This window comes from Amycolatopsis sp. SID8362, from assembly GCF_010550475.1.
Lineage (GTDB): Bacteria > Actinomycetota > Actinomycetes > Mycobacteriales > Pseudonocardiaceae > Amycolatopsis > Amycolatopsis eburnea.
Map to the genome: position 1 here is coordinate 1 of NZ_JAAGNB010001583.1, position 997 is coordinate 997.

At 75.8% G+C, this 997-nt stretch carries 1 protein-coding gene; it reads right to left on the reverse strand.

The annotated features are described in order from the left end of the window. The coding region (locus tag G3I65_RS48860) for a UvrD-helicase domain-containing protein (protein ID WP_160702426.1) at positions 1–997 on the reverse strand (997 nt) is incomplete at both ends.

The window sequence follows — 997 nt, forward strand, 5'->3', positions numbered from 1 at the left end:
CCGCACCGGCTCGGCTTCGGCGTCGGCCAGCCCGGCGAGGATGTCCCCGCCCCGCAACGCTTCCACGAGCAGTTCGTCGCTCGAACGCTGCCCGCCGCCGGCCAGTTCGAGCCGCCGCAGACCCCGCCGCAACCGCCGCAGCGCCAGCGGGTCCGCGCCGCCGAGTGCCGACGACAGCAGCATTTCCGCGAGGTCGACGTCGAGGAGTTCGGGCGCGGGCGCGAGCTTCAGCACGGCCAGCAGCGGCCGCACCGCGGGCTGCTTCGCCAGCGGCAGCTCCTCCGTCGCCGACCCGATCGGGACGCCGGCGGCGCGCAACGCCCGTTGCAGCACCAGGAAAGTCCGGGCCGGCGACCGGACGAGCACCGCGATCTCCGACCACGGCACGCCGTCGACGAGGTGCGCGCGGCGCAGCTGGTCGGCGATCCAGCTCGCCTCGGCGGCGGGGGTCGGCATCACGCGGACGCGCACGTTCCCGCCGGTGGCACCCTTCGGCGGGACGATCTTGCGGTGCGGTGACGCGCCCGGCAGCGTCGCGCCGATCTTCGCCACCGCCAGGCGCACGGCCGGGGCCAGCCGGTGCGACGTCGTGAGCGTGACGGTCCGGCTGCCGTCCGGGTCGGCGTCGGCGAACAGGCTCGCGTCCGCGCCGCGGAAGGAGAACACGTTCTGGTCCGGGTCGCCGGCCACGACGAACTCGGCCGCGGTGTGCCCGATCATCCGGACCAGGCTGGTCTGCAGCGGGTCGAGGTGGTGGGCGTCGTCGACGAACAGGTGCCGCACGCGGGTGCGCTCGCGTTCGCGCAGCTCGTCGTCGTCCTCGAGGGCGAGCAGCGCGGAGGTGACCAGCTCGGCGGCGTCCAGCGCGGGCGCGCTCGCGACGCCGAGCGCGTTGCCGCCCGCGCCCTGCAGCTGCGTGACCTCCTCGTACTGCGCCCAGAACTGCCCGGCGGCGATCCATTCGTCGCGGCCGCGGCGGCGGCCCAGCTCGGCCAGG